Genomic DNA, 25975 nt, shown 5'->3' with positions numbered 1-25975 from the left:
GTTGGTTTTATCTATATTTTTGCGTTGTGACGCTGTTGAATTCAAGGAGGTTGTGATGAGTAAAGAAAAGATTGCCCAATTAAGAAAGCACGTCTCGCCGTTTGAAAAGTCCGATATTCGGATCAGTGTGCGGCAGATGATCAATACGATTTTACCGTTTCTCGTGTCATGGTTTTTAGCGTATCAACTGCTAAGTGTCTCGATTTTCCTGACATTGCCGTTCACGCTGATTGCGGCAGGATTCGTTGTGCGAATGTTCATCATTTTCCATGACTGTACGCACGGTTCATTCTTTAAGAACAAGAAGGCGAATGCGATTGTCGGAACCATCACAGGGGTCTTGACGTTATTCCCATACGAGAAGTGGAAACGAGAGCATGCGATTCATCACGCCTCGAGTGGGAATTTGGATAAACGGGGTGTCGGAGACATCTGGGTCATGACGATTGAGGAGTATATCGAAGCATCAAAATGGACGCGTCTAAAGTATCGCCTATATCGTCATCCGCTCGTCATGTTCGGCCTCGGGCCACTTTGGCTCATTCTCGTCACGAGTCGTTTCAACCGGAAGGACGCCCGGAAAAAAGAGCGACAAAACACGTATCTCATCAATATCTCTCTCGTCGTCCTATATAGCGTGCTCATCTATCTGATTGGTTGGCAAGCGTTCTTGATCGTACAAGGAACGACGATGTTCATCGCTGGTGTGCTCGGAATTTGGTTGTTCTATGTTCAGCATACGTTCGAAGATTCCTATTTTGAAGATGAGCAGGAATGGGATTACGTAAAGGCAGCCATTGAAGGGAGCTCGTATTACGAGTTGCCGAGAGTGCTTCAATGGGTGACGGGAAATATCGGATTCCATCACGTGCACCATTTGAGTCCACGCGTGCCGAACTACCATTTAGAGAAGGCACATACATCAACACCACCATTACAGCGGGCGACGACGATTGGATTATTTTCAAGTCTGAAATCGTTACGCTACAAATTGTATGATGCGAACAATAAAACGTTCGTCACGTTCCGGGAAGTGCGCCATCTCTTGCGCCGAGCGAACGCAGCTTAAAAAAAGATTGTCCCTTTTTTACAAGGGACAATCTTTTTAGCGTTTCCAGACCCATTCATCACTCTCATACTTTTGAATGAGAAGATCGATTTCGGCTTGCTGTTCTTTCGTGAAGACGAGCGGTTCGAACGTCAACGAGAAGGCGTCCTTGAAGCCCGTCTCGAACGCGGCCGCCACTTCATCGAATGTGACGAAGCGCTTTAATGTGTCGTTTAAGGCGACGGCTTTTTCGCTGAAGCGTTCTTTGGCTTCTCGTTTCTCCGTCTCATTCATCGCGAAACAGTCGAATAATACCTCATCATCGACAGAGAGAGGGATCGACCCATGTTGAAGCACGGCGCCTTGATGACGCACTTGTGCGCTACCCGCAATCTTCTTGCCGTCGACAGCAAGCTCGTAGTACGAGGCAGCGTCGAAGCAGACGGCCGATTTTGGTTTACGGAGCGCTTCGCGGTCCTCTTCCGTCAACGGTACCGAAAATTCAGCAGGGACGCCAAGTTCGTGATACCCGCGACGGACTCCTTCCGTGAGTAGGCGATAGCTCTCGATAATATTCGTCGGAAGGGCAGGGGTCGATTCTGGCAAGATGACGCTATACGTCAACTCGTCCGCGTGCAACACGGCCCGTCCCCCCGTCAAGCGACGAACGACCGGAATCTTGTTCGCTTCGAGGGCGTCACGATCCAAGTCACGCGTCGCCCGCTGGAAACGTCCGACGCTGATTGCATGAGGTGCCCATGAATAAAAACGAAGCGTCGGTTTGAGTTCCCCTTTCGCGACCCAATTGGCGATGGCTTCATCAATCGCCATATTTTCGGCCGGTGAAGTCGATTCAGTTCTAAGTAAGTGCCACGTCGTACCAGTCATAATCTCTCTTCTTTCTGTTAGTCGATTGGCAACATCGTGTGGCGACGTGCCTTGTGTACTTGTTCATCCGCATGGTATGACGAACGGACGAGTGGACCTGCCTCACAATGTGAGAATCCTTTTGATAGAGCAATCTCTTTCAACTCGGCAAACTCATCTGGATGGTAGTAACGTTCGACCTCGAGGTGTTTCTTCGTCGGCTGCAAGTATTGACCGAGCGTCAAAATATCGACGTTATGCGCGCGGAGGTCATCCATCGCTTCAATCAATTCCTCTTTCGTCTCACCAAGCCCGACCATGATCGATGATTTCGTCGGGATATCCGGATTCAATTCTTTCGAACGCTTCAAGAACTCGAGTGTCCGGTCATACGTTGCTTTCGCACGGACTCTCGGTGTGAGGCGGCGGACTGTCTCTAAGTTATGGTTCATGATGTCTGGGCCCGCATCGATCAACGTCTGCAAGGCAGAGAAGTCACCCATCATGTCCGACGGGAGCACTTCAATCGATGTCTCTGGGTTCATGGCACGGACCGCGCGAACCGTTTCGGCGAAGACGGTAGCCCCGTAGTCGTTCAAGTCGTCACGCGCGACAGCCGTGATGACGACGTGTTTCAAGTTCATAAGTCGAACCGATTCGGCGACACGTTTCGGCTCTTCCCAATCGAGCTCGTTCGGCTTCCCGGTCGTGACAGCACAAAAACGGCAAGCACGTGTACAGATGCTCCCGAGAATCATGAAAGTCGCGGTCCGACGTACCGCCCAACATTCATGGATGTTCGGACACTTCGCTTCCTCACATACCGTATGTAGATTTTTCTCACGCATCATTTTCTTCAGACCGGTGTATGTGTCATTCGTGTTCAATTTAATTTTTAACCATTCCGGCTTGCGCTTCAGTTCCCCTCTTGCCACAATAATTTCCCCCTTTTTGAAAGTTAACCTGTATCGAATTGAGTTTACCAAAAAACGAATCAAAAACGAACCACGGAAATTATTGGTTTTGCCAATACAGTTGACCGTGTATCAAAACAGAAACATTATTTCAAAATGGTTACGCTTTCACGTGAACAATTGTTTCTAAAAAGTGGAGTTGCTATACTGTTGTTGACCACCTGAATAAGGACCAAATGTAACTGATACGATCAGGCATGGGGTGAACGAGCGTTGATGAGGCAACGCTTCTTCCTCCATGCCTTTTTGTTTAGGGGTCAGCCAAATTTGACTAAGGGGAGTGGGAACATGAACAAGGCACTGAATTGGACGGCAACACTCGGATTGACGACGACATTGCTCGTCTCTTCGATTCCGGCGGCAGACGCGGTCGTGGCAGAAGGGACGCCGACGATGTCGATTGAACAGCGCGTCAGCACGAAGCTAGAGTCGATGACACTCGAACAAAAAATCGGGCAGATGATTATGCCAGACTTCCGATTATGGAACGGAGCGAATCATACAGCACTTGCACCGGAAGTGGCGCGAGTCATCGATCGTTTTGACCTTGGAGGCGTCATTTTATTTGCGGAAAACGTGAAGGAGACAGAACAGACGACAAAACTCGTTCATGACCTTCAGGAGGTCGTGAAACAAGATACGAGCAATGATATCCCGTTATTCGTCACGATTGACCAAGAAGGTGGGATTGTGACACGTCTTGGAACGGGAACGAATTTACCGGGGAATATGGCGCTTGGGGCGACACGCAACCGTCAATATGCCTATGACGCAGGGGAAATCATCGGTTCTGAATTGCACGCACTCGGGGTAAACGTGAACTTCGGACCAGTGTTAGACGTCAACAACAATCCAGGAAACCCGGTCATCGGTGTCCGTTCGTTCTCGAGCGACCCTGAGCTAGTCGGTGAACTCGGTTCAGCCATGACACAAGGTATTCAAGACCAAGGTGTTGCCGCAACGGCGAAACATTTCCCAGGTCATGGGGATACGGCCGTCGACTCGCACTATGGGTTACCGGTTGTCGATAAGTCGCTCGACGAGTTACGCGGACTCGAGTTGTTACCGTTCAAACGCGCCATCACGGAAGGAATCGATATGATCATGACGGCACATATCGGAATGCCACAAATCGAGGACGAGGTCGTCGAATCGGATCGCGGCACGTTCCCGCTACCGGCAACGCTATCAGACGATGTCATCACGGGAGTACTTCGTGAAGAGCTTGGCTATGAAGGAATCGTCGTGACGGATGCACTCAATATGCAAGCCATCGCAGACAATTTCACGGAAGCAGAGGCGGTCATCAAGACGTTTGAAGCGGGCGTCGACATCGCACTCATGCCGACGATTTTACGCTCAGAGGCGGACGTGAGCAAACTCGAGGCGATCTTTGAGGAAGTGATTGCAGCAGTAAACGATGGGCGCTTATCAGAAGCGACCATCGATGAATCAGTGGAACGCATTTTAAAATTGAAGGCAGAGCGTGGGATTTGGGAAGAAACGATGGACTCCACTACACTCGAGGAAAAACTCTCAGGAGCGAATGCGACGGTAGGAAGTGCCGAGCATAAAGCGAAAGAACGTGAAATTGCGGAAGCGGCCGTCACTCTCGTGAAGAATGAGTTCAAGACACTCCCGTTTAAACCGAAAAAAGGGGACACGGTGCTCGTCTTGTCGCCAGCGAAAGATCAAACAGACAGCATGGTGAAGACAATCAAGTCACTCGAGAAGAACGCTGGGAATATGAAAGACGTGAACGTCATCACGGCCAACTATTCGGCATCAACGCCACACTTAACGCAAAATCCGGAGCTTCAGCAAAAAGTCGAGGCAGCCGATTACATCATCGTCGGCTCGAACGTGAACAACAGCGCCAAATTGAAGCCGACATCAGCTGATCATTACGTGCCGGCCGAGGTGTTCCGTTACGCCAATGATACAGGGAAGAAGTCAGTCTTACTCAGCTTGCGCAACCCATATGATGTTGCCGTTCAGACGGATGCTCCGGCGCAGCTCTTGATCTATGGGTTCAAAGGCGACCCGAACGGACCGGACTCGGAAGCAGGGAACTTGAAATCGGCCGGACCGAACTTGCCGGCTGGCATTCGTGCCATTTTCGGCGAAGTGAAGCCGCAAGGGAAGTTGCCGGTAGACGTACCGAAGTTTGCGGACGGTGTGTTCCAAGACGAAAATTACGCGCAGTTCGGTGATGGATTGAAAAACTGGAATCGCTAAACGAAAATGAGCTCGCCCGAAAATCGGGAGAGCTCATTTTTCATGCCTCTAAATAGGCGATGACGAGTAGACCTGGACCGGTATGGGCACCGATGGCAGAGCCGACAAGTGTTTTCGTGATGTGTTTCGGTTGAACATGTTCAAGGACCATCTTCTCGAACTGTTCCGCTTTTTCAAGGTCGTCACCGTGACCGATGAAGAGGTCCCCGTTCTCGACGAGTGACTTCGACTCCATCGTCCATTCGACCATACGGCGCATGACCTTTTTATGACCGCGTACTTTTTCAATCGGGACGAGCTTGCCGTCCTCGACCGTCAATAACGGTAGAATCGTCAATAAGTCTCCGATAAAAGCACTCGCTTTCGACACACGTCCGCCTCGCATCAAATATTCGAGCGATTCGACCGTGAACAAGTGACGGACTTTGCCGACGAGAGAAGCAGCATATTCCACTGTTTCTTCATACGTATGATCTTGGCTATACGCTGCGACCGTTTTGACGAACAATGCTTGTCCGACAGAGGCTGTCCGTGTATCGAGAACCTTGAATGAACTGTCCGGATATTCTTCTTTCAACATTTCACCGACCATGACAGCGGTTTGGTATGTACCGGAGAGTTCTCCGGAGAAAGCGAGATATAAGAACGGGATTCCAGACTCGAGGTGTTGACGGAAACAATGTTCGATTCGTGATGCCTCGATTTGGAACGTCTTCGGCGTCTTGCCTTGACGCATCGCTTCGTACACTTCGATGGATTGAATCGTTTCCCCGTCTAAAAATTCTTCGTTGTCGATGATGACACCGAGCGGTAAAATCTCAAGACCGAATTCGATAATTTGATCGTGAGTCAAATCAGCACCGGTATCTGTAATCAGTTTAAACATTGGATGAATCACTCCTCTGTTAATTGTTGTTCAATGTCGCGTAACGGTTCATTCCGTTTCCACATGCGTTCGAGCTGACTTGTGAACATCGTTTGTTCGTCAGCCGTTAATGTCGCGTTTTGGAGCGAACTGACAGTGGAAAGAACGCGGTAGGCCCGAGTCAGGACATCTTGCACGGTGAGTGGAATCCCAAGCAAGTCTTCAAGCGAAGCCATCGTTTCCGGTACAATGGTCGGGTACGTGAACTTCGTCGCTTCCCCTTGGATGGCAAGGTCGTAAAAGTCGCGGATGATTTCAGCACGTGCGCTCCCGCTCTGTCTCACGCTCAAATAAATTTGAACGGCGACACCGCCACGAACGCGTCGTTGCGAAATGCCGGCGAACTTTTTACCGTCAATCGACAAGTCGAAACTTCCCGGACAGTATGAACCGACGACTTCACCGGGAACGATGTCATTCGTGACATCCTGAAACATGTGTTGAATGAGCGAGGTCATGGCCTCATAGCCGCTGTCGATTTGAATCCCGTCCTTCTCGGGTAAAATTAAAGAAAGGTTGAGGACGTCATCGTCTAGCACGACGGCTAACCCGCCTGAGTTTCGGACGACGGGACGGAATCCTCGCTCACGTAGATAACGAACACCTTCTTTTAGGTGTGGCAGTCGGGCGTCTTGGATTCCGAGGACAATCGTGTCAGTGTGCACCCATGTGCGCAAAACGGCACCTCGTTCTTGCGTTGACGCGCATAACGTATCATCGGTCGCAAACGATTGTTCCGCTTGAAACATCGGGCCGAGACTCGACTGATCGATGATGCGATAGCTCGGTTGTCTTAATAATGGATGAATCATATACATTAATTCCTTTTCACAAAAAATTTTCCTTCTCATTATAGCATGGAGGGAACGATTCGTTTGAAGTCGAATCTAGAACATAACGAAACGTAGGAGGGCATGTCATGTACTCGTCACGAGGACAACTATCTGGCTCGAAAGTATTTAAGGATCCGGTACATCGATATATTTATGTTTACGATCACCTCATTTGGGAGCTGATCAATACGAAAGAATTTCAGCGGTTGCGTCGCATCAAACAACTCGGTACGTCTTTTTTGACGTTTCATGGGGCGGAGCACACCCGATTCCATCATTCGCTCGGCGTATACGAAATCGCACGCCAGTTGATTGATCAGTTCCAACAATACCCGGAATGGGACGACCGTGACCGTGAGTTATTGTTAGCGGCAGCGCTCTTACATGACGTCGGACACGGTCCATTCTCGCACGCGTTCGAACACGTCTTTTCCGTTCGGCATGAAGTGTGGACGGAACGAATCATTTTAGGGGATACCGAAGTCAATAAGGTGTTATCTGAGATGGGTGTCGGGTTTGCGGAAGAAGTGGCCTCGATTATCAACAAGACGCATCCGAATCGCTTGATCGTCAATATGCTCAGCTCGCAGCTTGATGTTGACCGGATGGACTATTTATTGCGCGATGCTCACTTTGCGGGTGTCAGTTATGGAAAGTTTGACTTAGAACGCATGTTACGCGTCTTGCGCCCGGATGAAGACCAAGTCGTGGTCAAACAGTCGGGTATGCATACGATTGAAGATTACATCATGCGGCGCTATCAAATGTATTGGCAAGTATACCTGCATCCGGCGACACGGTCGAGTGATCTTCTCTTAAAAGCGATTCTTGAGCGGGCGCAGGAACTCTATGAGAGTGGTTATAAGTTTAACATGACGCCGAAACATTTCTTGCCGATTTTTGAACGAACGGGTATGTCACTCGAACAATATTTGAAATTGGACGAGACGGTCGTCTACTTCTATTTCCAAGAATGGATGGAGGAAGACGATGCCATTTTAGCTGATCTTTCAAGTCGTTTCGTGAATCGCCGATTATTAAAATATAAAAACTTCCCGGAAGCGAATCGCGTCCGTTATATGGAGCGCCTGCGACAGACGATGGAGACGATCGGGCTACCGCCGACATACTATCTGCTTGAAGACCAGTTGAGTCAGCTACCTTATGATTTATACAAAGGGCAGGGTAAGTATGAAGGAATTTATCTACAGATGAATGACGGGGAGCGCAAAGAGATTTCAGAGGTTTCGATGCTCGTTCAATCGATTTTGAACTCGAGGCAGTCGGATGAGAAAATCTATTACCCGGAAGATGTGTTGTTGAATTTAAAAGATCATGCGAACGAAAAATCGTGGATATTATCAACATTAAAAGACGATTGAACACGCAAAGGGGCGTGACACGATGGAGATTGCGACACTGATTGGTGGAATCGGGATTTTTTTACTCGGGATGATGTTACTGACGGATACGCTCAAAAAATGGGCGGGGACACGATTACGTCATCGGTTGAATCAGTTCACCGACGGATCGATATCCGGAGCGGCACTCGGTGCAATGTTAACAGCCTTATTCCAATCTTCTTCGGTCACGACGTTGATGACGATTGGGTTTGTGAGTGCAGGACTCCTCACGTTCACACAATCGTTGCCGCTCATCATTGGGGCCAATGTAGGGAGTGCGACGACCGGGTGGATCATTGCCGTCCTCGGCTACAATTTAGACGTGCGCCAGTTGTTTCTGCCGCTCATTGGAATCGGGATGGCGGTTCGTCTCTCCCGTCCGCGCCTTCGCCGTGTTGGACTGTTTCTCGTCAGTATCGGGTTGATTTTTGTTGGCATTGGGACGCTACAAGAAGCGATGCGGGATGTCGTCACGTTCTCGTTTGGCTCGGCCGGTGAGATGACCGTTCTGCATCAGGCCGTTCTGATTGGAATCGGGTTCATGATGACCGCCGTCCTTCAGTCGTCGACGATTGGACTCGTGTTAACGATGACGGCCCTTGCGACAGTGGCGATTTCACTCCCGCAGGCTGCTTATTTGGTGCTCGGTCAGAGTGCGGGGACGAGCCTTGTCGTGGCACTCGGTTCGCTTGGAGGGTGGAAATCTGCGCGGCGTATCGTGTTGGCTCACGCCATCTACCATGTATCGATTGTCCTCATCGGGTGGCTCACGTTCCCTGTTCTCTTCTCTGTGGTGAACCGAGTAGCGGATTGGTTCAACTGGAACGATTTGTTACGCCTTGCCTTGTTCCATACAACCTTCCATTTACTCGGGGTGCTCCTATTTTTGCCGTTTTATAAGCCGTTTGCGCGTCGATTACTGAAGTGGATTCCGAGTCGCTCTGAAAAATTGACGCGTCTGCTCGACAAAAATATGTCGCAACTCCCGACCGTTGCTTTGGAAGCGGCGCGACGTTCCCTACTCGAAATCGAACGTTATTTAGGGAACGAGACCGAGTTGCTCGTCCGTGGGGGGCGTCTTCGTGAGGATGAATTGATCCTCGTCGATAAGACGTTGAGCGATGTTCGCGTCTTTTTAAGTACGATTCGTCTTGAGGATGAGGGGAAACAAAATGATTATGGCCAACATCTCTCCCTCTTGCATACAATTGATCATCTCGAACGCTGGTTGTATGTCTTGCGAGAGGTCGAACCGGTCCACGCACTTCGGGACACCGACTTTTTGACGGCACGAGAGCTGGTCTTACATGAACTTGACCTTGTGAATCAACTGAATCATCACACGCCGCCGGAAGATTCGAAGATGTGGAAACAGGCCTCGAAACAACTGGCGGAGTATCGGAAAGCACATCGTTCGGAACTGTTAGAAGAAACAGCGGCGAACCAAATGGAGATGGACCTGACGATACAAAAAGTGCAAGTGTTGCTTTGGCTCGACCGTATCGGCTACCACATCTGGCGAGCGACTCGTCACTTGATTAAACCGACTGTTCCGAGCGAGCGGTTCGACGTGAATAGGGAAGATTGAATGAGAAATGGAGGAATAAAAATGGCAACATGGGTGACGCATTTTCGAATAGCGGAGAGGATTCTTGAGACGGATTCCTCGTTTGACCGTCTATCTTTTTTAGTTGGGAATATCGGTCCGGATTGTGGACTGGTCGGAGCGGACGGACGTCCTGAACCACCGAAAACCATCACGCATTTCAAAACGGAGAACGGGATCTCGTCCGACTTGTTCAAAAAGACATACTTGACCGACCCTGAGCGATATACGAGCGCCGAATGGTCTTATTTAGTCGGTTACTACTTTCATCTGGTCACAGACGAATATTGGGTGCGGTTAACACGTGCGAAAAAGGAAGAACCGATTGTAAAGGCAATCGCCGGGACACCAGACTATACCCGTTTAGTCAAAACGGACTGGTATGGGATTGATTTTGAGTACTTGGCAAAACATCCGAATCATATCTTTTGGACGGACTTCCGTCACATCACGTCGTTCGCAGACGTCTTACCGTTTTTTCCTCAAGGACAGACGAAAAAACAAATTCAGAACATCACATCCTTTTACGAGACACATCCGTTCGACCCGCAACATACATATATGTATATGTCTCCTGAAGAGGTTGATGATTTCATTGAAGAGGTTCTTTGTGGGCTACAAGCGAAGATTCAAGAAGTTCAACGGATACATTGTTGATACGGTGCTTAGACGAAAAACGGACTCCATATTAGGAGTCCGTTCGTCATTTATTTCTTATCCGCATGCATCACACCGGCTTGACCGTAATGTGTCGCATCCATCTCTTCGATGAAGACGGTGATGTTCTCTTTTGGCGCGTTCGTCGTTTCGGAGACGGCGTCCGTTACTTTTTCAATCAACGCACGTTTTTGCTCTACAGTACGACCTGGGAGCATTTTTACCGTTACATAAGGCATGGGTTGTTCCTCCTTTTATGAAGTCTCTTTCATTGTAGTGAATCCACATCCTCTAGAAAAGAAAATTCTCATCTATGGAGAAACATGAGCTCACTTTTACTGGATTTGGGGTAATAAACAAGACAGAGCGAATGTAGGAGGAATCGGGATGAAGTGGAAAGGGAGACAACAGAGCCGGAACGTTGAGGATCGACGCGGGCGTAGCATCGGAGGAAAGGGCATTGCCGGAGTCGGTGGTGGCCTCGGATTGATTCTCGTCATCGTCTTTACATTGTTGAACGGGGGCAGTACAACGGACATCGTCAATAATATCGGACTCGGGGAACCTCAATCAGAAGGAGCATATACAGGAACGGCAAGGGAAGAGGAGATGGCAGACTTTGTAGCGGTCGTCTTAAAAGATACGGAAGAAGTATGGACCGACATCTTCGCTGAAAACGGGATGACGTATGAAGAGCCGACGCTCGTCCTATTCTCCGGACAAGTTGAATCCGCTTGTGGCATTGCTGGGTCTGCCGTTGGTCCGTTCTATTGTCCTGGCGACCAAAATCTATATATCGATTTGAGCTTTTACGATGAACTGAGCCAACGTTTCAATGCACCAGGTGATTTTGCGATGGCCTATGTTGTCGCCCACGAAGTCGGACACCATGTCCAAACGCTTCTCGGGACGACTGAAGAGATTATGCCGCTTCGTAACGAGATGAGTGAGACCGAGTTCAATCGTTATCTCGTCCGATTCGAGTTACAGGCAGACTATTACGCGGGCGTTTGGGCCCATCATGCACAAGGACTCGGCTATCTTGAGGCTGGGGATGTCGAAGAAGCGATGAACGCCGCCCATCAAATTGGGGATGATACGTTACAGCGTCAGTCACGTGGATATGTGACACCGGATTCGTTTACACACGGGACGTCGGAACAACGTATGCGATGGTTTGAAAAAGGGTTCGAGAACGGTGCCATTCAAGGCGGGGACACGTTCAATTCGAACAATTTATAGGTCGGGCGTACGCTCGACCTTTTTTAGGTGATTGGAATATGAGGAAAGAATCCGCTATCATAAAGGGACAATAGTAGCAGGAAGGGGATGACCCGATGGAATCCTTACTTACGAAAATTGATTTAGCGAAAGAGGATATGACAGCGGTCGAAAAGAAGATCGCAGATTATATTTTGTCCCACTCAACGCTCATTCCAAACATGACAACAAAAGAACTTGCCCAAAAGACGGATGTGTCCGAGGCGAGTATCGTTCGTTTCGCTCGAGTCGTCGGGATTGATAGTTTTAAAGCATTTAAACTAGCCCTTGTGAAAGACTTGGCCGTCACGGAGACGACATTGACGGACTTCAACGTCCTCCAGCAAAAAGATACACCGTATGACTCGTTCCAAAAAGTCATTCATGTGAACAAGGTAGCCATCGAAGCATGTGCCGAAGCGATGGATAAACGAGAGCTCGAACATGCGGTAGATTTGTTCGCGCGTGCGAATCGTGTCGTCTTCTATGGGGTCGGTGGTTCATCAACGGCAGCCATCGATGCACACTATAAATTCACAAAACTTGGCTATGCGGCCACTACCTCTCCGGATTTTCATTATATGCTGTCGCTGATTCCGCATTTAGGAAAGTCTGATGTATTCGTCGCAATCAGCACGTCAGGACGAACAAAAGATGTACTCGAACTCGTTCGATTTGCGAAAAAGAAACAAGTGCCTGTCATCGCCATCACCAATTTAGATAAATCACCACTCTATCGGGAAGCGGACGTACGACTCTGCACACCGAACGTTGAGAGTGACTTCCGAATCGCAAGTATCGCCTCACGGATGACGCAATTGACGATTGTCGATACATTATACATGGGTCTCTTGCACCGAAAGGGAGAAGGGTTGATTGATCGATACGCTGAAGCCCGGGATGAGATGGTGAAATTGCGCCGATGATTCGACTATACACTGCCGAGGATCGACTGGCGTTAGAAGATTTTTTAATGTGTCAACATACCTTCGCTCGGTTGAATAAACAATCTGTCGAGATGTTTCGTGACGAGAACGTGGCGGATTTTGAAGAAGAAGGTACCGTTAGCCTGATTTTTCGCGACAAAGAGCGGATCGTGGCAATTGCCGACCTCTTGAAAAAACACCCGGTCGATGGTTCGCTTTGGCTTGGTTTGTTCGTCGTTGAAGAATCTCTTCACGGGACGGGCTTGGCGCAAACGTTGTATGATCAATTGGAAGATCAATATATGCGTCCATATCAAACGGAATTTCGGTTAGGGGTGCTTCCTCATAATGAGAGGGCACAGCGATTTTGGAAACGGAACGGGTACGTATATGAAAAGGATTCGGTCACGAATAAAGGGACTCGCGTGCACGTCTTGAAGAAACGACTCATTCGCCCAGAGTGAGTTTTTCTTTTGTGGTAATTGAAACTAAATTTCATAAATATTAAATAATAAATTGACTTTAAGTTTCAATGTAGTACGATGAAATCATAGAGAAGAAAGGATGGTGGCGATGCTAGATAAATTGGCTACAGAAAGACGGAATGAACGAACGATGCACCTAGACGAGATGTCGATTGAGGAACGATTGACGATTATGAATGCAGAGGATCAAACAGTCCCTCAAGTGATTCAAGAGCAACTCCCGGTCATCACACAAGTCGTAGAGCGGGTCATCGCATCCTTTCGTAAAGGCGGTCGCTTGATTTATATTGGGGCAGGTACAAGCGGACGTTTAGGGATTTTAGACGCTGCAGAGTGTGTGCCGACGTTTGGCGTGTCACCCGATCAAGTCATCGGATTGATTGCAGGTGGCGAACGTGCGCTCATTCAGGCCGTTGAGGGAGCGGAAGACAGTAAGGAATTGGCGGTCAAAGATTTGAAAGCGCTTCATTTAACAGCTGAGGATACGGTCGTGGGGATTGCAGCGAGCGGTCGAACACCATACGTGGTCGGAGGTCTCGATTACGCACGAGAGATCGGTGCCACTACTGCTTCGATATCATGTAATCGTGATGCAATCATCAGCCGACATGCGGATTATCCCATTGAAGTGGAGACAGGACCGGAAGTATTGACCGGTTCAACGAGATTGAAGGCGGGAACAGCACAAAAATTGGTTCTCAACATGATTTCGACGACGTCGATGATTGGAGTAGGCAAAGTGTATCAAAACTTGATGGTCGATGTGCAACCGACGAATGAAAAGTTAGAAGTGCGTGCCAAACGGATGATTGCAGAAGCGACAGGGGTCGACATGGAAACGGCCGCGCGTTATTTTGTGTCATCTAAAGGGCACGTCAAAACGGCAATCGTCATGATTTTAGCGAATGTCTCTTATGAGGAGGCTGTCAAACGATTAGAGTGCGCGAACGGATTCGTCCGCGAGGCGCTATAAGGGGGAGATCGAGATGAAGAAAGAAGAGGTTTTAGCACGGGATATCCTCGCACATGTCGGGGGGAAAGAAAATATCCGTCAACTCGCGCACTGTATGACGCGTGTCCGATTGACGCTAAAGGATGGGACGAAGGCAGATATTGATGCACTGAAAAAGATTGACGGGGTCATGGGTGTCATCGATGATGAGACGCTACAAATCGTCGTCGGTCCAGGTACCGTGAACCGGGTCGCGGATTATATGAGTCATGAGACGGGACTTGCGATCGGGGAAGAGTCAGTGGATGCGAATTTGACGTTAGAGGAACGTGCGGCGGTCGAACGCCAAAAGGTGAAAGAAAAGCAAAAGTCACCGTTTAAACGATTCCTTCGTCGCCTCGGGAACATCTTCATCCCGCTCATTCCTGGACTTGTCGCCTCGGGGATCATTAACGGGGCTGCGAACTTTGCCGTCAACGCCGGCGTCGACCGGACGGAGACGTGGATGCAGATCCTACTCGTGCTCGGAAGCACGGTATTCGCGTATTTGGCCATCCTTGTCGGGTGGAACACGGCAAAAGAGTTTGGAGGAACCCCGGTACTCGGGGCGATTGCCGGGGGAATTCTGTTCAACCCGCTCCTCGCGGATATCGTCATTTATGGGGAACCGCTCGTCGTTGGGCGTGGTGGATTATTCGGAGTTATTTTTGCCGGTTGGCTCATGACGTATATCGAGAAACACATTCGTCGCTTCATGCCGGTATCCATTGATATTATTTTCACACCACTCTTTACTGTCCTCATCGTTGGATTTACAGCGCTTTATGCAATCATGCCGGTCGCTGGCGTATTGTCAGACGGTATCATGCGAGGAATCAATGCGACGCTCGAATTTGGGGGACCCGTCGCAGGGGCACTCTTGGCCGGATTCTTCTTACCGCTCGTCATGGTCGGATTGCATCACGGGTTGACGCCAATCCATTTGGAACTGTTGAACACGGTTGGGACGACGGCCCTTCTCCCAATCTTGGCGATGGCTGGTGCGGGTCAAGTCGGAGCTGCGCTTGCGATTTTTGTGAAGACACGCAACCCACGCCTTCGTAATATTATCAAAGGGGCCATCCCCGTAGGTTTCCTCGGAATCGGTGAGCCTCTCCTGTACGGGGTCACGCTTCCCCTCGGACGTCCGTTCTTGACAGCGTGTCTCGGGGCCGCTGTCGGTGGGGCTTTCCAAGCGACAATGAAAACAGCGGCGCTCGGAATCGGTGTATCCGGTCTATCGCTCACACCGCTCATTGATAATGGCATGTATTTGACGTACATCGCCGGACTATTGATTTCGTATACGGCAGGTTTCTTGTTCACTTATTTCTTCGGTTTCAAAGAAGAGATGGCGGATGGGATTTAACAAGAAAAGATGGCTCGAATCGAGTCATCTTTTCTCTACTTTCGGAAAGGGGGATTCACATGAGAGGAATTTCAATATACTTAGGCGATGAACTGACACCCGATTCAATTGCTTGGATGGAACGTATGCGAGAGAGTGGTTTCACGAGCATCTTTACGTCGCTTCATATTCCGGAAGACGATCCGACAATCTACACGGAACGACTCCAGCAGTTAGGTGCGTTAGCGAAACGTCTTGAAATGGAGCTCGTGGCGGATATCGCCCCATCGTCTCTACGGGCGCTCGGTAAGACCTGGGACGATGCCCATACGCTGTTGGAGTGGGGCGTCACCGGGTTACGTGTCGACTATGGCGTCACACCGAAACAAGTGGCAGACTTGTCACGACGTATGATGATCGCCCTCAATGCGAGTACGCTCACAGAAACGGAACTTGAAGAGATGCATCGGTATGGATTACAACGAGAACGCGTCGAAGCGTGGCATAATTTTTATCCTCGTCCGGAAACGGGGCTGGACCGTACATGGTTTGATGAAAAAAATCGTTGGCTCCGGTCACGAGGAATCAAAGTACAAGCATTCATCCCGGGAAATGGACAGTTACGTGGACCGTTACATGAGACGTTGCCTACACTTGAAGAACATCGTTGGAAATCTCCATTTTCTTGTTATCTTGATTTGCATAAAACGGTCGATCGCGTCTTGATTGGTGACCCGCGTGTGACAGATCAGACGATGCGACAGTTTCAGGCGTACGACGAGGGCGTCATCGTTCTTCGAGCGACCACACGAAATCATGATGATTCGCTTATAACCAGTCATACGAACCGGATGGACCCGGCCCGGGACGTCATCCGTTCGGTCGAATCGAGAGCGTATGGACGGCCTGGGAACCATTTGATTCAACCGCGAGATATAAAAGAACGAGTGCTCGGCAGTATCACGATCGACAATGAACGTTACGGTCGTTATGCAGGAGAACTGCAAATAACGAAGCGAGATTTACCGGCGGATGAGCGCGTCAATGTCATCGGACGAGTCATTAAAGAAGATTGTTCATTGATTGAACAGATTGGTCCAGGTGGACGCTTTCAAATCGACTGGGTGTGACTCAGGATTGCCACCATCCTATATCATTGTGTACAGTAGAGGGGGAGGGTGGAACATGAAAGACATTAATTTTAATATCATTTCAGACGATGCGACGGACGGTCACGGTGGTTTTGGTGTCGGTTCGCTTAGCTTAAATAACATGTCTCCGGTGATCATCGATGTTGATGCAGGTACTGCGACAATCGACATGGGGGCGATGCATGCCAAATCGGCCATCGAGAAACGGATCAAGTTTTTGACGGACCCGGAAGCGGTACCGAACGGGAAACCGTACTGGATCGTGTGGGTGACGGTCGGTCGAAAACCGGAAGGCTTCTACTACGGCGGAGTCGCGGCATGTGACATGCTAGTGGATGTCGAAGCGAGACGAGGCTATAAACTATTGCCGTATCACGTCAATCAAATGGACAAATCGCTAAAGGGTCGGATTTTAATCGACATGATGGACGCTCCGTCCCGGAACGTCTTGGCGAGTTTCTTACAGGAACACCGTCCTGAGATTTGGGAGAACTCGATTGAATTGCATGCAGAGCTCGAGCGCTTAAGCGCCGAGTAAAAAGATTGGACGATGTTTCGTCTCCAATCTTTTTTGTTTCAACTTTTTGGGAATTCCAATAAAAAATGTAACTGAAGAGATATTCATTTGTAATTGTATGAAAATTCAGTATTATGATATACTGACTACATTGTGAAAAATAGAAAGGGTGATACGATGAGCGAAACGAAAAAAATCTTAATCGGTCTCGCGCTAGGTGTTGTAGTTGGTCTCGGATTGGCGGGCTTGCCGGATAATATTTATGAGATTGTGAATCCATATATTCTATCTCCGGTCGGAACAATCTTTTTGAACCTGATTAAAATGTTAGTCGTCCCGATTGTCTTCTTCTCGATTATTTTAGGCGTCATGGGTCTCGGGGACCCGAAAGAGCTAGGTCGGGTCGGAACGAAGTCGATTTTATTCTTCTTAGTGACGACGGCGCTTGCCATTATGTTGGCAATGGGTGTCGCATCGGTCCTACAACCAGGGGAACGTGGGGACTTTGCGACAACAGGACTTGAATTTGAATCAACAGCGACTGAGGATTCTTCAAATATCGTACAGACATTTGTCAATATGATTCCAACGAATCCGATTACAGCACTCGCTGAGGGGAACATGCTACAAATTATCGTCTTCGCAGCATTGATTGGGTTTGCGTTAATCGCCCTAGGGGATAAGGCGAAAACGTGGCGTCAATTTGTGAAGCAGGGCGATCGCATCATGATGTACCTCATTCATATCGTCATGAAGCTCGCGCCATATGGGGCGTTTGCATTGATTGCTTCCGCAATCGGAGGAATTGGTCTCGATGCGGTTGTCGCCATGGCGTGGTATATGGCTGCCGTCGTCTTGACGCTATTCTTACACGCAACGATTGTATATGGGGCAGCGGTATACTTCATCGGGAAAATGAGCCCGGTCTTCTTCTTTAAAAACTTCTATGAGGCCATGACGTTTGCATTCTCGACCTCATCGTCAAACGCGACGCTTCCAGTATCGATGGAAGTCGCACAGAAGAAACTTGGCGTGCCGCGCTCGATTTCATCGTTCGTGCAACCACTCGGTGCGACCGTCAACATGGACGGAACGGCGATCATGCAAGGTGTTGCGACAATCTTCATCGCGCAGGTGTTCGCATCTGACTTGACGATTACGCAATTATTGACGGTCGTCATCACAGCCGTTCTCGCTTCCATCGGGACAGCGGGTGTACCAGGAGTCGGACTCGTCATGCTTGCCCTCGTCTTACAGTCGGTCAACTTGCCGGTAGAGGGAATTGCCCTCATCATCGGGGTCGACCGTATTCTCGATATGCTTCGCACATCGGTCAACATCACGGGGGATGCGGCGTGTGCGGTTGTCGTTTCGAAATTGGAAGAAAAGCATCTACCACCTGTCGACGAAGACTCGTGGGATGAAGCAGGCGCAACGTCTTCTTCATCACTATGATATAGTAAAGGACCATGACGATCTGTCATGGTCCTTATTTTGTGCATAGAAAGAGTGATTGTTATGGAATGGGAACTGCTCCCGCTCCCTATATTTTTAATCGTCAGTGTGTTATTGAATAGTGTGATTGCGGTCGCCGGCGTCTTACCGAGTGCGTTTTTGACAGCAGTCAACGTCGGTGTCCTCGGTCTCGTTCCAGGTATCCTCATCTCGATAGTCGGAGAGGCAATCGGTGCTATTGTGAGCTTTATTCTTTATCGTAAAGCATTGTACCGTTATACGTCCCCGGATGGTGGACGTTTTCAACGTCTTCGAGCGTCGAGAGGGGCAGAGGCATGGTTTCTCGTTCTCGGCATGCGTCTCATGCCGTTTGTGCCGTCTGGCCTTGTCACGTTATCGGCAGCATTCAGTCGCATGACGCTTGGATCGTTCGCGATCGCCAGTACGCTTGGGAAAATCCCGGCGCTCATGATGGAAGGACTTGCGGTAACGGCGGCGATGCGGTTGACGATCGGCTGGCAACTGCTGTTAGTAGGTCTTGTCGTCATAGTATATCTCGTTTGGCGAACGCGTCAAAGAAGCGGCGAAAAGATATGACAAAACGCTTCGACGAATCGTTTTCCGGTCGTTTTTTTCCGTAACATCGCCCAGTCGATTAAAATCGACTCTTCGAAATCTTTTAAAAATGATTCATGTAGTCTCTTGATGGATGTCGTATCAAATTGTGCCACCATCATCTCATGATTGAGAAACATGCTTCGGAAATCAAAGTTAGCGGATCCGACCATAGCGATTTTGCCATCAATCAGTAAGGTTTTGGCATGTATGAAATGTCGATTATATTTATAAATCTTCACATTCCGTTTCAACAGCTCCTCAAAATAATATTCGGAGGCATGATAGCTGAACCATTCATCACCTTTTCCTGGAACGACGAGCCGGACATCGACGCCGCTTCGTCCTGCGACTTCGAGAATAGCCAATAGTTCAGGTGGCGGAATGAGGTATGGCGTTGTGAGCCAAATGGATTCTTTTGCCTCCATCAATAAGCGCATGAATCCGTCACGAATGGTCACATCTCTTCCGGGAGACGTGACGAGGAGTTGGATTGCACCGTTTTGTCCTTTCGGTTCATTCACGAAGTAGCGGGAAAGGTGTTCACCATCTGCAAATAAGTCCCATGTTTCATCGGTCGTCCCTTGACCAGCATATAACCAGTTCTCGACAAAAAGTTGTTGAAGCTCTCGGACGAGAGGACCTTCGAGACGGAGATGGGTGTCGCGCCAGAACCCTAACTTCTCATTTTTACCTAAATATTCGTCACCTACGTTCAAGCCACCAGTTAACGCAACTCGTCCGTCTACGACGATTAACTTTTGATGGTTGCGGAAGTTGGCGTTAAAGACGAGGTATGGATGTAAGACTGGATCGAACGCCTGGACGTGAACACGTGAATCACGTAACGGTTGAATGAAGTCTTCACCGATTTCTTGGCTACCGAGTCCATCGTATAAAAAACGAACCGTCACGTTCTCATTCGATTTTTGAATGAGAGCATCTCTAACCTTCAAGGAGATTTCGTCTGTTCGGAATAGATAGTATTGAATATGGATATGGTCAGTCGCCCCGTTAATGGCCTCTAATAGGGCATCAAATTTTTCTTCCCCATTGAGGAGGAGCGTTGTCGAGGTATGTCCATCGGCACCAGATGCGCCTAATTTTTCGAGTGTGCGCGTCAATGGATAGGAACTCACGATGTCAGGCGAGGTTTCGATTTTCTCGCTTTCGATTGCTTGCCGGAGCATACGGATTTCAGATGACGTGCGTTTAAAGCGTCGATGGCGACGTGGTGTACGTCCGAACATGACCCATGCGATCACTCCGATGAACGGAAGGAGAAATACGGCCAATAACCAGGCGAGTTTTCCTTGAGGAAGGACCTGATCGAACAAAATTTGCCATCCTACGATGAATGGGGCTAAAAGTGCAATCGTAATGAGGACAGGTATGAGAATATCTAACCAAAATAAGAGGCCGACTAAAGCGATAACACTGACGACCATGGTCATTAATTGAATGACACGACGTTTCAAACGAAACACCACCTTTCCGATACGATGAAAACGAGGGGATTTCCCCCTCGTTTTTTAGTACACGCTATTTAAAACAGCGTTGATTTCGTCCGCATAACGGGCGAAAAAGTATACATTCACTGCGAGAGAGAACAAGACGAGGAAAAGGGCAAACTGTGCTTTTGTCCGATTTCGATTCCAATAGTAGAAGACGGACAATAAGACAGCCAGTCCGACGAATAGAGCGATGACTTCAACGATTCCCCAAACGATATCTTTGGATAAAAACATGTCGACAATCGTCATGATGACAAAGATGAAGACGACAATCCCCATAATCACGACTAAAATAGCTAAAATAATACTAATCCAATCCGAGCTGACTGCATCAATGAGGTTCTCAATGGCCATTTCGTATTCGCTCACAACCGTTCCTCCTTTCGAGAAAGTGCATAACTATTCATCTTTTACCCTTTTTTTCATTCTGAAACTCAAGGTTTTACTGGAGAATGAATGAACGAGGGGAGTGGAATTTTGGAAACGACTGCCACGACGGCAAACACATAAAGCCAGCTGTTCGGTGGAAAGAATAGTACGAGTAAGACGATGATGGCCAATGGTTGTCGCATTGCTGTCGCCAGTAAAGCACTTGTCGTCAGGACGACGGTGAACGTCATATCATGTCCGAATAACAAACTAAAAAAATAACCGAGCGTGAAAGAAGAGAAGAGAAGGGGATAAATGTGTCCACCACGCCAGCCCGTCGCTAAACAAAATGCCGTAAACAGTAATTTCAGTACGCTGAACAGGAGGAGAATGTAGAGTGGGACGAGTCGCCACTCTTCTACATATTCGAGAATGGTCTCTTCACCGGAGAACAGTAAATCCGGATAAAGGAGTGCCATACTACCAATTCCGACGCCTCCGAGCACGGTAAGAAAGAGAATTGGAACGTTTGAAAACAGTCGCATGAGCGCATGCTCACTCAACAAATAGAGCCAACCGAGCAGAATGCCGGATAGAACGATGAGGAGTATGGTCCAACTGATTTGAACGTTCTCGATTGCCGGGAATTTAATGATGAATGGCGGACGTTCATCAAGTTGATTGAGCAGATAAAACGTTCCGAGTCCGGCGAGTGTCGCAAGAAGGTTTAACATCGGTTGTTTTTTCTGTTCAGTTTCTTCGGCCGCAATCGCACCAAACAGTGGTGCGTTGAAGACGATCCCGAGAACGACGGCATGCCCCACTTCCTGTAATTCTCCTAACTCTTGCCGCACGTGGCGAATGCGCTCGGAGAACCATGTCGTGAGTCCGCCGACAATTCCGACGAGCGCGGCCTCAGGACCGAGACTAGCGCCTCCAATCAAGACGAGTAAGGCAGTCAACGTGGTGAACCCGATCACGCGATAGTCGATGCGACCGGTATCTTTTCGTTCTGCCATCACTTCGGGCATGAGGCGAGGCATCCGACCGTAGCGATGTTGCAATAGACCAATTCCTACTCCGGCGAGAACCGGGACGAGAAACAGATAAAAAGGAAAGTCGAATTGCTCGGGCACCGTATGCCAGACGAAGTGTATTCCTTTGTATACGACAGACAGGAAGAGCCAGCTCACTAGACCGATGATGATTCCAAGTACGACTGCATATCCGCTGACAATCCATGATTTCATCTTTTCACCCACCTTTTCCGCGCACATCCATCTTCTATAATAGGCTATCTCCTGAACACCTCTGACCGAAACCTAAAAATCGATGAAACAACATGAGAATGCTGGAGAAAGTATTTTTACTTAAAAAAAGCACAGGATGTCGACGAAGCCGATTCCTGCACTTTAGGTAGGGATTATGAAATTTCAATCTTGTATTGATTGGCTGGGACTGGTTTCCCGTAGAAATAACCTTGTGCCAAATCGAACCCGAGTTCACGACACACATCTGCCTCTTCCGCGCGTTCGACACCTTCAGCAAGAAGTGTGATCCCCATTGAGTGGGTCAATTCACGAACTTGTTTGAGGAATGTACGTTTTTCAGCATCTTCATCACAAAACGAGATGTACGAACGGTCAATTTTAACGTAATCCGGTTCGAGTCGCTTCAGCATATCGATCGTCGAGAAGCCAGCCCCGACATCGTCTAGCGCGACTTGCATCCCGCGTTGTTTATATGTGGAAAACACGTGTTGGAGATGATCGACGTCGTGTACTTTTTCCGTCTCGACGACTTCAAAGATAAAACGATCTGGACTGAGGTCATAGCGGTCGATGATATCGAACGTATGCTGGAGACAATAGTCCGGGTTGTAAATCGTCGAGGGCAAGAAGTTGATGAATGTCTTTTGGTGAGGGGCGACGGCTTCAAACGTTGCTTTGATTGCCTCGGCGCGGGCGCGTTGATCGAGCTTTGAGTGTAGGCCGAAACGGTTTGCCGTCCGGAATAAATCATAGGGCGAGATGTTGGCGCCGCTACGGAGGAGCGCCTCGTACCCAAACGTTTCCTTCGAGTTGAGGAAGATGATTGGTTGGAGATGGCTCTCGAACGTCCCATGTTGAATCTGTTCAATGATGTGTCGATTGGCAAGCTGATCTTGTAGCGCTTCGACCTCAAGCGGCGGTGTCTGACGGTTCGTTTCAGGATCGACACAGTAAACCGTTCCGTCCGCATGCATAAGGAGTGTGTCGAGTTCTTCAAACGATTTATAAGAGTATTCTTTGAATTTCGTGACGAGCGTTCCTTGAGCAATCAAAGGAATGGTTGTGTTACAAGAAGCACAGGGTGACCACATACTATTCCACCTTTCGATTCAGAATTGGTTCATTCAGTATATCGGTCGTATCTCACAAAAAACTCACATTCTGAATCAGTTCCACAAAAAAATCGTGCAAAATGGGTACAGGTTTTGTATACTTCCTATCGTATGATTAAGAAGCGCCTCAAAACGCCACTCGCATACGAACAACTTTTTGAACAGAAAGGGGTTCTATCGATGGACCAAAAATTAAAATTATGGTTTACGGAGCACCAAACAGAAGATTACGGAATTACGTTCCGTGTAAACCACGTTTATGAGAGCGAACAAACGGAGTTTCAACGACTAGAGATGGTCGAAACGGACGAGTTCGGAACGATGTTGTTACTTGACGGAATGGTCATGACGACGGATAAGGACGAATTCGTCTATCACGAGATGGTCGCACACGTCCCACTCTTTACACACCCGAATCCGAAACATGTACTTGTTGTCGGCGGGGGAGACGGCGGTGTCATCCGTGAAATTATGAAACACCCATCAGTGGAAAAAGCGGTTCTCGTTGATATCGACGGGAAAGTCATTGAATATTCGAAGAAATACTTACCAAATATTGCGGGTGAACTCGATAACCCACGTGTAGAAGTCATCGTCGGTGACGGTTTCATGCATATCGCCAAGTCAGAAAACGAGTACGATGTCATCATGGTCGACTCGACTGAACCAGTCGGACCAGCAGCAAACCTCTTCACAAAAGGGTTCTATGCAGGAATCTCGAAAGCGCTCAAAGAGGATGGCATCTTTGTCGCACAAACAGATAACCCATGGTTCACACCAGAACTGATTCAAACGGTTCAACGTGACGTGAAGGAAATCTTCCCAATCACGAAATTGTACACGGCAAACGTACCAACGTATCCGAGTGGCATGTGGACGTTCACAATCGGTTCGAAGAAATACGACCCGGAACAAGTATCAGCTGAACGTTTCCATGATATCGAAACGAAGTACTACACGCCGAAGCTTCACAACGCAGCATTCGTTCTTCCTAAATTCGTGGAGGATTTGACAAAATGATTAAGCGTTTCGATGAAGCCTACTCAGGTAAAGTGTTTATCGCCAGCCTCCCAGAGGTGACAGAGGCGAAGACGGTTCTTTACGGGATGCCAATGGACTGGACGGTCAGCTTCCGCCCAGGCTCACGTTTCGGTCCGAACCGGATTCGTGAAGTATCGATCGGACTTGAAGAATATAGCCCGTATTTAGACGGTGACTTGGCAGATGCAGCGGTGTACGATGCAGGAGATATCCCGCTTCCATTCGGGAACGCACCGAAGTCGCTCGATATGATTGAGGCGTTCGTCAAAGATGTTGTCAAAGCAGGTAAGTTCCCACTCGGAATGGGTGGGGAGCATCTCGTCACATGGCCAATCATAAAAGCGATGCATGACGTGTATGGCAACGACTTTGTCATCCTCCACTTGGATGCACATACGGATCTTCGTGATGAGTATGAAGGCGAACCGCTTTCACACTCGACTCCGCTCAAAAAAGCGGCAAACTTGATTGGACCATCGAACTGTTACTCGTTCGGGATTCGTTCAGGGATGAAAGAAGAGTTTGAGTGGGCTCGTGAAGTCGGCTACAACATGCATCAATTTGAAGTCATCGAGCCTCTCAAGCGTGTCTTACCGACACTCGCTGGGAAAAAAGTATATGTCACGATTGACATCGACGTTCTCGACCCTTCAGCGGCACCAGGGACAGGGACACAAGAAATCGGTGGCATCTCGACGAAAGAATTGCTCGAAGCGGTACATGCCATTGCGAACGCAGACCTCGACATCATCGGTGCAGACCTTGTCGAAGTATCACCGGCATACGATCAGTCAGATATGACAGCCATCGCAGCAGCTAAGATTCTTCGTGAGATGATGATTGGATTCGTGAAGTAAATGCGAAAAAAGGGTCAGCTGGAAATGGAACTGAGTGCCCGTATCACCCAATGGGAGAAAGAATACTTGGGGCGCGGGTCATTGACGTGTAAGGCAGACCTGCTTCGAGACCTCGCCATCGTCACACTTCAAGGGGTGTTGACGCCGGCCGAGTATGACTTGGCCATCAAGTCGGCGGGTCGCGAGCAATTGAAGAAATACCGCAACAATCTCGTCGAATCCGGACGGAGTCAACTTGAAACGATTGTCGGGCAAGTGCTCGGTCGTTCGATTGTCTCGCTCCACACGGACATCAGTACGAAAACAGGCGAACGTCTCATCGTGTTTCGTTTAGATGCACCTTGGGATCAAACCGATTGACAACGAAACGTCACCTTTTTAAAATAAAAATCAGAGACGTATAGAGGATCGACTGGACGAGTCGTCATGAGGCGTGCTTTCGAAATCTTCTTACGGAGCTACTGACCAATTTAATCAACCGACAGTTGTCGGCCTGACGGAGCGATTAGTCG

General features: G+C 48.7%; 26 protein-coding genes. 17 read left to right on the top strand and 9 right to left on the bottom strand.

Going from position 1 to position 25975, the window contains the following annotated elements; all coding sequences use genetic code 11:
- The first annotated feature begins 55 nt into the window (after positions 1–55).
- Positions 56–1069: a Delta(5) desaturase DesA gene (desA, locus tag KNO90_RS05750; RefSeq protein ID WP_214742171.1), complete on the top strand. Its 1014-nt coding sequence runs from the start codon at positions 56–58 to the stop codon at positions 1067–1069.
- A gap of 36 nt (positions 1070–1105) precedes the next feature.
- Here desA and KNO90_RS05745 read toward each other — a convergent pair whose 3' ends face one another.
- Positions 1106–1936, bottom strand: coding sequence for a lipoate--protein ligase family protein (locus KNO90_RS05745; RefSeq protein ID WP_214742170.1), 831 nt, complete (start codon positions 1934–1936; stop codon positions 1106–1108).
- Positions 1937–1953: 17 nt separating this feature from the next.
- Entirely contained in the window at positions 1954–2889 is a 936-nt protein-coding gene (gene lipA / locus KNO90_RS05740) for a lipoyl synthase (RefSeq protein ID WP_324292278.1), read from the bottom strand.
- 288 nt (positions 2890–3177) lie between these two features.
- Between lipA and KNO90_RS05735 the strand changes: the two genes are divergently transcribed.
- Complete coding sequence (locus tag KNO90_RS05735) at positions 3178–5127, top strand: glycoside hydrolase family 3 protein (RefSeq protein WP_215113200.1); 1950 nt, start codon at positions 3178–3180, stop codon at positions 5125–5127.
- Positions 5128–5167: 40 nt separating this feature from the next.
- Here KNO90_RS05735 and KNO90_RS05730 read toward each other — a convergent pair whose 3' ends face one another.
- Entirely contained in the window at positions 5168–6013 is an 846-nt protein-coding gene (locus KNO90_RS05730) for a DegV family protein (RefSeq protein ID WP_214742168.1), read from the bottom strand.
- Between the two features lie 8 nt (positions 6014–6021).
- Positions 6022–6864, bottom strand: a complete 843-nt coding sequence (locus KNO90_RS05725) for a lipoate--protein ligase family protein (RefSeq protein ID WP_215113199.1) — start codon at positions 6862–6864, stop codon at positions 6022–6024.
- Between the two features lie 107 nt (positions 6865–6971).
- Here KNO90_RS05725 and KNO90_RS05720 point away from each other — a divergent pair, with 107 nt between their 5' ends.
- From KNO90_RS05720 to KNO90_RS05710, 3 genes are read left to right on the top strand one after another with little or no spacing between them, the layout of a single operon-like run.
- Entirely contained in the window at positions 6972–8267 is a 1296-nt protein-coding gene (locus KNO90_RS05720; RefSeq protein WP_214742166.1) for an HD domain-containing protein, read from the top strand.
- A 22-nt stretch (positions 8268–8289) separates the two neighbouring features.
- Positions 8290–9876, top strand: coding sequence for a Na/Pi cotransporter family protein (locus KNO90_RS05715; RefSeq protein WP_215113198.1), 1587 nt, complete (start codon positions 8290–8292; stop codon positions 9874–9876).
- 21 nt (positions 9877–9897) lie between these two features.
- A complete protein-coding gene (locus tag KNO90_RS05710) occupies positions 9898–10551 on the top strand; it encodes a hypothetical protein (protein ID WP_214742164.1) in 654 nt (217 codons plus the stop codon).
- Positions 10552–10601: 50 nt separating this feature from the next.
- On the opposite strand, the gene KNO90_RS05705 is transcribed toward KNO90_RS05710, so the two are convergent.
- A complete protein-coding gene (locus KNO90_RS05705; RefSeq protein ID WP_012727443.1) occupies positions 10602–10790 on the bottom strand; it encodes a 2-hydroxymuconate tautomerase in 189 nt (62 codons plus the stop codon).
- A gap of 148 nt (positions 10791–10938) precedes the next feature.
- On the opposite strand from KNO90_RS05705, the gene ypfJ reads away from it, so the two are divergent.
- The 9 genes from ypfJ (at position 10939) to KNO90_RS05660 (ending at position 19281) form a co-directional block, all read left to right on the top strand.
- Positions 10939–11793: a KPN_02809 family neutral zinc metallopeptidase gene (gene ypfJ / locus KNO90_RS05700; protein ID WP_214742163.1), complete on the top strand. Its 855-nt coding sequence runs from the start codon at positions 10939–10941 to the stop codon at positions 11791–11793.
- 95 nt (positions 11794–11888) lie between these two features.
- Positions 11889–12737, top strand: coding sequence for a MurR/RpiR family transcriptional regulator (locus KNO90_RS05695; protein WP_215113197.1), 849 nt, complete (start codon positions 11889–11891; stop codon positions 12735–12737).
- Complete coding sequence (locus KNO90_RS05690) at positions 12734–13201, top strand: GNAT family N-acetyltransferase (protein WP_214742161.1); 468 nt, start codon at positions 12734–12736, stop codon at positions 13199–13201. Before KNO90_RS05695 ends, KNO90_RS05690 begins: the two co-directional genes overlap by 4 nt.
- A 100-nt stretch (positions 13202–13301) precedes the next feature.
- Positions 13302–14195 (top strand): N-acetylmuramic acid 6-phosphate etherase, encoded by an 894-nt coding sequence (gene murQ / locus KNO90_RS05685; RefSeq protein WP_215113196.1) that lies wholly within the window; start codon positions 13302–13304, stop codon positions 14193–14195.
- Between the two features lie 13 nt (positions 14196–14208).
- The gene (locus tag KNO90_RS05680) at positions 14209–15582 is read left to right on the top strand and encodes a PTS transporter subunit EIIC (RefSeq protein WP_214742159.1); all 1374 of its coding nucleotides are present in this window, start codon (positions 14209–14211) and stop codon (positions 15580–15582) included.
- A gap of 59 nt (positions 15583–15641) precedes the next feature.
- Positions 15642–16691 (top strand): DUF871 domain-containing protein, encoded by a 1050-nt coding sequence (locus KNO90_RS05675; RefSeq protein ID WP_215113195.1) that lies wholly within the window; start codon positions 15642–15644, stop codon positions 16689–16691.
- A gap of 55 nt (positions 16692–16746) precedes the next feature.
- Entirely contained in the window at positions 16747–17250 is a 504-nt protein-coding gene (locus tag KNO90_RS05670) for a YwhD family protein (RefSeq protein ID WP_215113194.1), read from the top strand.
- A 156-nt stretch (positions 17251–17406) separates the two neighbouring features.
- Positions 17407–18684, top strand: a complete 1278-nt coding sequence (locus KNO90_RS05665; protein WP_214742156.1) for a dicarboxylate/amino acid:cation symporter — start codon at positions 17407–17409, stop codon at positions 18682–18684.
- Positions 18685–18747: 63 nt separating this feature from the next.
- Entirely contained in the window at positions 18748–19281 is a 534-nt protein-coding gene (locus KNO90_RS05660) for a TVP38/TMEM64 family protein (RefSeq protein WP_251127331.1), read from the top strand.
- Here the strand turns inward: KNO90_RS05660 and cls are convergent.
- The 4 genes from cls to KNO90_RS05640 all read right to left on the bottom strand — a co-directional run bounded on the left by cls (position 19257) and on the right by KNO90_RS05640 (position 23544).
- Positions 19257–20786 (bottom strand): cardiolipin synthase, encoded by a 1530-nt coding sequence (gene cls / locus KNO90_RS05655; RefSeq protein ID WP_353048477.1) that lies wholly within the window; start codon positions 20784–20786, stop codon positions 19257–19259. The genes KNO90_RS05660 and cls overlap by 25 nt on opposite strands.
- Positions 20787–20831: 45 nt before the next feature.
- Positions 20832–21182 (bottom strand): hypothetical protein, encoded by a 351-nt coding sequence (locus KNO90_RS05650; protein ID WP_215113192.1) that lies wholly within the window; start codon positions 21180–21182, stop codon positions 20832–20834.
- 65 nt (positions 21183–21247) lie between these two features.
- Positions 21248–22432, bottom strand: a complete 1185-nt coding sequence (locus tag KNO90_RS05645; RefSeq protein WP_214742153.1) for a chloride channel protein — start codon at positions 22430–22432, stop codon at positions 21248–21250.
- A 173-nt stretch (positions 22433–22605) separates the two neighbouring features.
- A complete protein-coding gene (locus KNO90_RS05640) occupies positions 22606–23544 on the bottom strand; it encodes an EAL domain-containing protein (protein ID WP_214742152.1) in 939 nt (312 codons plus the stop codon).
- 201 nt (positions 23545–23745) lie between these two features.
- Between KNO90_RS05640 and speE the strand changes: the two genes are divergently transcribed.
- Genes speE through KNO90_RS05625 form a run of 3 tightly spaced genes read left to right on the top strand, consistent with a single transcriptional unit; the run spans position 23746 to position 25823 of the window.
- The gene (gene speE, locus KNO90_RS05635; protein ID WP_012727429.1) at positions 23746–24585 is read left to right on the top strand and encodes a polyamine aminopropyltransferase; all 840 of its coding nucleotides are present in this window, start codon (positions 23746–23748) and stop codon (positions 24583–24585) included.
- Positions 24582–25463, top strand: a complete 882-nt coding sequence (gene speB, locus KNO90_RS05630) for an agmatinase (protein WP_012727428.1) — start codon at positions 24582–24584, stop codon at positions 25461–25463. The genes speE and speB overlap by 4 nt, the downstream gene beginning before the upstream one ends.
- Complete coding sequence (locus KNO90_RS05625) at positions 25464–25823, top strand: Na-translocating system protein MpsC family protein (RefSeq protein ID WP_214742151.1); 360 nt, start codon at positions 25464–25466, stop codon at positions 25821–25823.
- Positions 25824–25975: the final 152 nt, after the last annotated feature.

The sequence above is a fragment of the Exiguobacterium sp. s63 genome (assembly GCF_018617335.1).
GTDB lineage: Bacteria > Bacillota > Bacilli > Exiguobacteriales > Exiguobacteriaceae > Exiguobacterium.
The sequence above is the reverse complement of the archived record's forward strand: the minus strand, read 5'-3'. Positions and strand labels throughout refer to the sequence as shown.

Coding starts and splice junctions, on each gene's coding strand:
- KNO90_RS05735 (WP_215113200.1), top strand. CDS start 3,178: ATGAACAAGGCACTGAATTGGACGGCAACACTCGGATTGACGACGACA.
- KNO90_RS05675 (WP_215113195.1), top strand. CDS start 15,642: ATGAGAGGAATTTCAATATACTTAGGCGATGAACTGACACCCGATTCA.
- ypfJ (WP_214742163.1), top strand. CDS start 10,939: ATGAAGTGGAAAGGGAGACAACAGAGCCGGAACGTTGAGGATCGACGC.
- murQ (WP_215113196.1), top strand. CDS start 13,302: ATGGTGGCGATGCTAGATAAATTGGCTACAGAAAGACGGAATGAACGA.
- KNO90_RS05705 (WP_012727443.1), bottom strand. CDS start 10,790: ATGCCTTATGTAACGGTAAAAATGCTCCCAGGTCGTACTGTAGAGCAA.
- speE (WP_012727429.1), top strand. CDS start 23,746: ATGGACCAAAAATTAAAATTATGGTTTACGGAGCACCAAACAGAAGAT.
- KNO90_RS05645 (WP_214742153.1), bottom strand. CDS start 22,432: ATGAAATCATGGATTGTCAGCGGATATGCAGTCGTACTTGGAATCATC.
- KNO90_RS05720 (WP_214742166.1), top strand. CDS start 6,972: ATGTACTCGTCACGAGGACAACTATCTGGCTCGAAAGTATTTAAGGAT.
- KNO90_RS05715 (WP_215113198.1), top strand. CDS start 8,290: ATGGAGATTGCGACACTGATTGGTGGAATCGGGATTTTTTTACTCGGG.
- KNO90_RS05730 (WP_214742168.1), bottom strand. CDS start 6,013: ATGTTTAAACTGATTACAGATACCGGTGCTGATTTGACTCACGATCAA.
- KNO90_RS05625 (WP_214742151.1), top strand. CDS start 25,464: ATGCGAAAAAAGGGTCAGCTGGAAATGGAACTGAGTGCCCGTATCACC.
- KNO90_RS05695 (WP_215113197.1), top strand. CDS start 11,889: ATGGAATCCTTACTTACGAAAATTGATTTAGCGAAAGAGGATATGACA.
- KNO90_RS05640 (WP_214742152.1), bottom strand. CDS start 23,544: ATGTGGTCACCCTGTGCTTCTTGTAACACAACCATTCCTTTGATTGCT.
- desA (WP_214742171.1), top strand. CDS start 56: ATGAGTAAAGAAAAGATTGCCCAATTAAGAAAGCACGTCTCGCCGTTT.
- KNO90_RS05690 (WP_214742161.1), top strand. CDS start 12,734: ATGATTCGACTATACACTGCCGAGGATCGACTGGCGTTAGAAGATTTT.
- KNO90_RS05725 (WP_215113199.1), bottom strand. CDS start 6,864: ATGATTCATCCATTATTAAGACAACCGAGCTATCGCATCATCGATCAG.
- KNO90_RS05710 (WP_214742164.1), top strand. CDS start 9,898: ATGGCAACATGGGTGACGCATTTTCGAATAGCGGAGAGGATTCTTGAG.
- KNO90_RS05665 (WP_214742156.1), top strand. CDS start 17,407: ATGAGCGAAACGAAAAAAATCTTAATCGGTCTCGCGCTAGGTGTTGTA.
- KNO90_RS05660 (WP_251127331.1), top strand. CDS start 18,748: ATGGAATGGGAACTGCTCCCGCTCCCTATATTTTTAATCGTCAGTGTG.
- speB (WP_012727428.1), top strand. CDS start 24,582: ATGATTAAGCGTTTCGATGAAGCCTACTCAGGTAAAGTGTTTATCGCC.
- KNO90_RS05745 (WP_214742170.1), bottom strand. CDS start 1,936: ATGACTGGTACGACGTGGCACTTACTTAGAACTGAATCGACTTCACCG.
- KNO90_RS05680 (WP_214742159.1), top strand. CDS start 14,209: ATGAAGAAAGAAGAGGTTTTAGCACGGGATATCCTCGCACATGTCGGG.
- KNO90_RS05670 (WP_215113194.1), top strand. CDS start 16,747: ATGAAAGACATTAATTTTAATATCATTTCAGACGATGCGACGGACGGT.